Consider the following 6,884-nt stretch of genomic DNA (forward strand, 5'->3'; position numbering starts at 1 on the left):
GTGGGCCGTGCCGCTGTTCAAGTCCAACAGGAATTTCGCCGATATCCGGCAGGAGGCCGCGATGCTGCAACAGGTGGACCGACGGGCTGGCCGCCGGCAAGGGCGTGATCGTGGCCGAGACCGAGGCGCAGGCGCTGGCCGCCATCGACGACATGTTCGGCGGCGAATTCGGCGCCGCCGGTGCCCAGGTGGTGATCGAGGAATTCATGACCGGCGAGGAGGCCAGCTTCTTCGTTCTGTGCGACGGCGAGACGGCGCTGCCCGTCGGCACCGCCCAGGACCACAAGCGCGCGGGCGAGGGCGACACCGGCCCCAACACCGGCGGCATGGGCGCCTATTCCCCGGCCCCCGTGATGACCGAAACAGTGGCGCGAAAGGCGCTTGAGGAGATCATCAAGCCCACGCTGGCCGAGATGGCCCGCCGCGGCACGCCCTACCAGGGCGTACTCTATGCCGGGCTCATGATCGAGAACGGCCAGCCCCGGCTGGTGGAGTACAACGTGCGTTTCGGCGACCCGGAATGCCAGGTGCTGATGATGCGGCTCGGCGCGCAGGCGCTCGACCTGATGCATGCCGCCGCCGAGGGCCGGCTGGACGAGGCACGCATCAACTGGGCCGATGATCACGCGATGACGGTGGTGATGGCCGCAAGGGGCTATCCCGGCGCCTATGAAAAAGGCAGCGTGATCAACGGTGTGGAGGATTGCCCCGAGGACAGTTGCCACATGGTCTTTCACGCGGGCACGGCGGCGAGAGACGGCCGGTTCGTGGCCAGCGGCGGCCGGGTGCTGAACGTCACCGCGCGCGGCGCGACCCTGCAAGAGGCGCGCGACCGCGTCTACGAGATGGTGGACCGGATCGACTGGCCCGAAGGTTACCATCGGCGCGACATCGGCTGGCGCGCGCTCTGACCGCGCCAGAAAAACGCGGGCCCCGTCTTTCGCTCCCGCGCGGCATTCGCTAGAGGATGACCCGAGCTGTGAAAATGCGCGGGATCACACGTTATGGCGATGGACAAGACCTTCAACGCGAAAGAGGCCGAGGGCCGTCTCTACGAGGCATGGGAAGAGGCCGGCGCCTTCGCCGCCGGGGCCAATGCGCGGCCCGGCGCGGAAACCTTCTGCATCATGATCCCGCCGCCCAACGTGACGGGCAGCCTGCACATGGGCCATGCCTTCAACAACACGCTGCAGGACATCCTGACGCGGTGGCACCGGATGCGCGGGCACGACACGCTGTGGCAGCCCGGGCAGGACCACGCGGGCATCGCCACGCAGATGGTGGTGGAACGCAAGCTGGCCGAGGAAGGTGCGCCGGGCCGCCGCGAGATGGGCCGCGAGAAGTTCCTTGAAAAGGTGTGGGAGTGGAAAACCCATTCCGGCGGGCAGATCATCACACAGTTGAAGCGCCTCGGCGCCTCCTGCGACTGGTCGCGCAACGCCTTCACCATGTCCGGCGCCCCGAACGCGCCCGCGGGCGAGGAGGGCAATTTCCACGACGCCGTGATCAAGGTCTTCGTGGACATGTACAACAAGGGCCTGATCTACCGCGGCAAGCGGCTGGTCAACTGGGACCCGCATTTCGAGACGGCGATTTCCGACCTCGAGGTCGAGAACGTCGACACGCCCGGCCACATGTGGCATTTCAAGTACCCGTTGGCCGGCGGTGCGACCTACACGTATGTCGAACGGGACGAGGACGGCAATGTCGTCTTCGAGGAAGAACGCGATTACATCTCTATCGCCACCACCCGCCCCGAAACCATGCTGGGCGACGGCGCGGTTGCGGTGCATCCGTCCGATGAACGCTATGCCCCCATCGTCGGCAAGTTCTGCGAAATCCCGGTAGGGCCCGGGGAACACCGCCGCCTGATCCCCATCATCACCGATGAGTATCCCGACCCGGATTTCGGCTCGGGCGCGGTCAAGATCACCGGCGCGCACGATTTCAATGACTACGAGGTCGCCAAGCGCGGCAACATCCCGATGTACCGGCTGATGGACATGAAGGCGCAGATGCGCGACGACGGCCCCCCCTATGCCGAGGCCGCCCGCCGCGCGCAGGAAATCGCCGAGGGCGCCGCGTTCACCGTCGAGGACGTGGACAGCCTCAACCTTGTTCCCGATCACCTGCGCGGGCTGGACAGGGTCGAGGCGCGCAAGCAGGTGGTCGCGGAAATCACGCACGAGGGCCTTGCCGTCATGGTGCCCGAGAATGACCCGAGGCTCGGCGGGGGCGCGCACACCCCCGTCGCCCCGGAAGAGGGCGGCGACCCGCGCGATGAATCGCTCGTGCCATTGGTGGAATCCAAGACGCTGATGCAGCCCTTCGGCGACCGCTCCAAGGTGGTGATCGAACCGATGCTGACCGACCAGTGGTTCGTGGACACGAAAAAGATCGTCGGCCCCGCGCTGGACGCCGTGCGCTCGGGCGAGGTCACGATCATGCCCGAAAGCGACCGCAAGGTCTATTTCCACTGGCTGGAGAACATCGAGCCGTGGTGCATCTCCCGCCAGCTCTGGTGGGGGCACCAGATACCGGTGTGGTACGACGCCGATGGCAACCAGTATTGCGCCGCCTCCGAGCAAGAGGCCCGCGAGATGGCCGGCGGCAAGGCGCTGACCCGTGACGAGGACGTCCTCGACACGTGGTTCTCCTCCGGGCTCTGGCCCATCGGCACGCTCGGCTGGCCCGAGGATACCGAGGAACTCGGGAAATACTTCCCCACCTCCGTGCTCATCACCGGCTTCGACATCATCTTCTTCTGGGTCGCCCGGATGATGATGATGCAGTACGCCGTGGTCGGCGAACGCCCCTTCGATCATGTCTATGTCCATGCCCTTGTCCGCGACGAGAAGGGCAAGAAGATGTCCAAGTCCCTTGGCAACGTGCTGGACCCGCTGGAACTGATCGACGACTACGGCGCCGACGCGGTGCGCTTCACCCTCACCGCGATGGCGGCCATGGGCCGCGACCTGAAACTGTCGCCGCAGCGTATCGCCGGCTACCGCAATTTCGGCACCAAGCTGTGGAACGCCGCCCGCTTCGCCGAGATGAACGGCGCCACCGGCAGCGACGGCACCCTGCCCCGGCCCGAGGCCACCGTGAACAAGTGGATCGTCGGCGAAACCGCCAAGGTGCGCGAGGACGTCGATAGCGCACTGGAACAATTCCGCTTCAACGACGCGGCGAACGCCCTTTACAGCTTTGTCTGGGGCAAGGTCTGCGACTGGTACGTGGAGTTTTCCAAGCCGCTCCTGCTGGACGGCGACGCGGCCACCAAGCGCGAGACGCAGAACACGATGGCATGGGTCATCGACCAGTGCCTGATCCTGCTGCACCCGATCATGCCTTTCATTACCGAGGAACTCTGGGGCACACTCGGCCAGCGCGACAAGATGCTCGTCCATGCCGACTGGCCCGACTACGGCACGGATCTGGTGGATCCGCAGGCCGACCGCGAGATGAACTGGGTGATCGGGCTGATAGAACAGGTCCGCTCGGCGCGGGCACAGGTACATGTGCCCGTCGGCCTGTACATCCCCGTGCTCGTCTCCGACCTCGACGCGGCAGGCCGTGACGCGTGGGCGCGCAACGAGGTGATGATCAAGCGGCTGGCGCGGATCGACAGCCTGAGCGACGTCGACAGATTCCCCAAGGGCTGCATCACGGTCACCGTGGAAGGCGGCAGTTTCGGCCTGCCGCTGGCCGACGTGATCGACGTGTCCGAGGAAAAGGCGCGGCTGGAAAAGACGCTCGGCAAGCTCGAAAAGGAACTCGGCGGCCTGCGCGGCCGGCTGAACAACCCTAAATTCGTGGCAAGCGCCCCCGAGGACGTGGTCGAGGAAGCACGCGAGAACCTTGCCCTCCGCGAGGAGGAAGAGACCAAGCTGCGCGCCGCGCTCCACCGGCTGAACGAACTGGGCTGACCGCCGGTCAGCCCGCCGCACCGCCGCGCCGGATCAGACCGTCAAGGTGAAGAACATCCGGCGGAACGGGAACAGAACCGACCCGTCGGCGCGGACGGGATAGGCCGCGCTCATCACCTCTTCGTAACGGGCGATCAGCGTCGCCTTCTCGTCAGGGTCGAGCGCCTGCAGGATGGGCCGGGCATAGGTGCTTTCGGTGAACCGACGCACCGGGTGACTGCCCTTCTCGGCCTGAAGCCGCTGGTAATACTCCGTTTCCCACAGGCGAAACCCGCCGCGGCGGCCCAGGAGCTCCTCGTATTTCACCGGCGCCATGACACCGGGCGTGCCCATCTTCTCGACCCGGCCGGGGAACATCTCCTCGACCAGCCGCAGCCAGACGCGGTGCGAGGGGGCCTTGTTCTGGTGCGGCATCTGAACGGCCAGCGTGCCGCCCTTGGCCAGCATGTCCGCCAGGCGCGGCAGCAACTTTTCATGATTGCCGACCCAGTGCAGCGCGGCGTTCGAAAAGATCAGCCCGGGCGCACGGTGTGGATGCCACTCGGCGATATCGGCCTGTTGAAGGCTGCTGTAGCCGGGCATGGCACGCGCCTTTTCAAGCATCGCGGGCGACGCGTCGACCCCGATCACGGCACGCTGGCCCGCGCGCGCGGCGAGGGCATCGCCCATGGCGCCGTTGCCGCATCCAAGGTCAACCATGTCACCCGCGGCCATGCGCCCGACCGCGTTGAGCAGGTCGAGCGCGGGCCTCAGACGCTGGTCCCTGAAGCGGTTGTAGGCGCTCGGGTTCCAGTCCGGGGTTCTGGCCCTGTCGCTCACGCCGACGGTTCGGGCTCCGGCCCGCCATCGCCCAGCCCCGAGGACGGCTTGGGGTTGGTCTTGGGAATGGCGGCGACGGACGGCGCGCTGCCGCTGTCGGCGGTGTCGTCGTCATCATCCGAATGCGGCGGTTCACCGCGGATGACCCGCTCGATCTCCTCGCCCGTGAGCGTCTCGTATTCCAGCAGCCCCTCGGCCAGCCGTTCCCATTCCTCCTTGCGTTCGGCCAGGATATCATAGGCCTGCTGGTAGGCTTCGTCGATCAGGCGCTTGACCTCGTCCTCGATCAGTTCCTTGGTATGCGCCGAGATCGAGAACCCGCCGGCGGCGTTGCCCATGTAGCCTTCGTGCGCCTGCTCGTAGTCGACATTCCCGATCTTGTCGGACATGCCCCACCGCAGAACCATGGCGCGGGCCAGCCCGCTGGCCTGCTGGATGTCGCCTGCCGGCCCGTTCGACACGTTGTCCGGCCCGTACTTGATGATCTCGGCGGCCTTGCCGGCCATCGTCATCGCGAGTTTCTGCAGGCATTCCGACTTGTGCCAGTTCAGCCGGTCGATCTCGGGCAGGCTGACCACCATTCCCAGTGCACCGCCGCGCGGAATGATCGTCGCCTTGTAGACCGGGTCGCATTTTTCCAGCGTCAGACCGACGATCGCGTGGCCCGCCTCGTGGAAGGCCGTCTTTTCCTTCTGGTCATCCGTCAGCACCATCGAGCGGCGTTCGGACCCCATCATCACCTTGTCCTTGGCGTTCTCGAAATCCTCCATGGTCACGAACCGCCGTCCGACGCGCGCCGCCGTCAGCGCCGCCTCGTTGACAAGGTTTGCAAGGTCCGCGCCCGAGAAGCCGGGGGTCCCCCGCGCGATGATCCGCAGGTCGACATCCGGCCCGAGCGGCGTCTTGCGCGCGTGTACGCCGAGGATCTTCTCGCGGCCCTTGATGTCGGGGTTGGGCACGTTGATCTCGCGGTCGAAGCGGCCCGGGCGCAGCAATGCGGGGTCGAGCACGTCCTTGCGGTTGGTGGCCGCGACGATGATGACGCCCTCGTTGGATTCGAAGCCGTCCATCTCGACCAGAAGCTGGTTGAGCGTCTGCTCGCGCTCGTCGTTGCCGCCGCCATAGCCGGCCCCGCGCGATCGCCCGACCGCGTCGATCTCGTCGATGAACACGATGCAGGGCGCGTTCTTCTTGGCCTGCTCGAACATGTCACGGACCCGGCTGGCCCCGACACCGACGAACATCTCGACGAAATCGGACCCCGAAATGGTGAAGAAGGGCACGCCGGCCTCGCCCGCGATGGCGCGCGCCAGCAGCGTCTTGCCGGTGCCCGGCGGGCCGACCAGGAGCGCCCCCTTGGGGATCTCGCCGCCCAGACGCGAGAATTTCTGCGGGTTGCGCAGGAATTCGACGATCTCCTGCAACTCGTCCTTGGCCTCGTCGATGCCTGCCACGTCGTCAAAGGTGACGCGGCCCTGTTTCTCGGTCAGCATCTTGGCCTTGGACTTGCCGAAGCCCATGGCACCGCCCTTGCCGCCGCCCTGCATGCGGTTCATGAAGTAGATCCACACCCCGATCAGCAGCAGGAACGGCAGGAGCGACACGAGGAAGGTCTGGAACCCGGATTGTTCCTGTGGCTCCGCCGTGACCGGAATGTCTTTCTCGATCAAGGTATTGGTCAGCTCGGCATCCTCCGGCTTGACCGTCGAGAACTCGTTGCCGCCGTTGTCGCGGAATCGCACGTTCTCGCCATCCAGAACGACTTGCGACACTTCGTCGTTGTCGACCGCTTCAACGAACTCGGAGTAACTGACCGCGCGGCTCTGCAAGGTGTTGCCGGACCCGCTGAACAGGTTGAACAGGGCGAGGATCAGCAGGAACAGGACCAGCCAGAAGGCGATGTTTTTTGCGTTGCCCAAGGAAACACTCCTCAAGAATTGGGTGGACTGCGCGTAGCACAGCGTTCATCCCGGTTAAATAGCCATCATCGCAAGTTCTTCAATGCGACATCAACGCGGCAAAAAAGTCATCGGCGTCGCGCACCAGTTCCGCGCGCCATCCGGCGCCGTGCCCGGCCAGCGGTGCGGCCAACAGCTCCCCCCCGCGCCAGACGGCCGGCGATGCCGCCAGCGACCG

3 protein-coding genes and 1 pseudogene are annotated in these 6,884 nt (G+C 65.9%); 2 read left to right on the top strand and 2 right to left on the bottom strand.

Translation table 11 applies throughout. The annotated features are described in order from the left end of the window. Positions 1 to 80: 80 nt before the first annotated feature. A pseudogene (purD, locus tag ACH107_RS28475) lies at positions 81 to 911 on the top strand (phosphoribosylamine--glycine ligase); the annotation flags it as partial. A 93-nt stretch (positions 912 to 1,004) separates the two neighbouring features. After that, complete coding sequence (locus ACH107_RS28480; RefSeq protein WP_412509113.1) at positions 1,005 to 3,929, top strand: valine--tRNA ligase; 2,925 nt, start codon at positions 1,005 to 1,007, stop codon at positions 3,927 to 3,929. Between the two features lie 33 nt (positions 3,930 to 3,962). On the opposite strand, the gene ACH107_RS28485 is transcribed toward ACH107_RS28480, so the two are convergent. Both ACH107_RS28485 and ftsH read right to left on the bottom strand, forming a co-directional pair. Then, a complete protein-coding gene (locus tag ACH107_RS28485; RefSeq protein ID WP_412509115.1) occupies positions 3,963 to 4,682 on the bottom strand; it encodes a methyltransferase domain-containing protein in 720 nt (239 codons plus the stop codon). 62 nt (positions 4,683 to 4,744) lie between these two features. Next, the gene (gene ftsH / locus ACH107_RS28490; RefSeq protein WP_412509114.1) at positions 4,745 to 6,667 is read right to left on the bottom strand and encodes an ATP-dependent zinc metalloprotease FtsH; all 1,923 of its coding nucleotides are present in this window, start codon (positions 6,665 to 6,667) and stop codon (positions 4,745 to 4,747) included. Positions 6,668 to 6,884 lie beyond the last annotated feature (217 nt).

The sequence above is a fragment of the Roseovarius halophilus (ex Wu et al. 2025) genome (assembly GCF_047086965.1).

Bases quoted from the DNA above. Each gene is read 5' to 3' on its own strand.
- ACH107_RS28480 (WP_412509113.1), top strand. From the start codon at position 1,005: ATGGCGATGGACAAGACCTTCAACGCGAAAGAGGCCGAGGGCCGTCTC.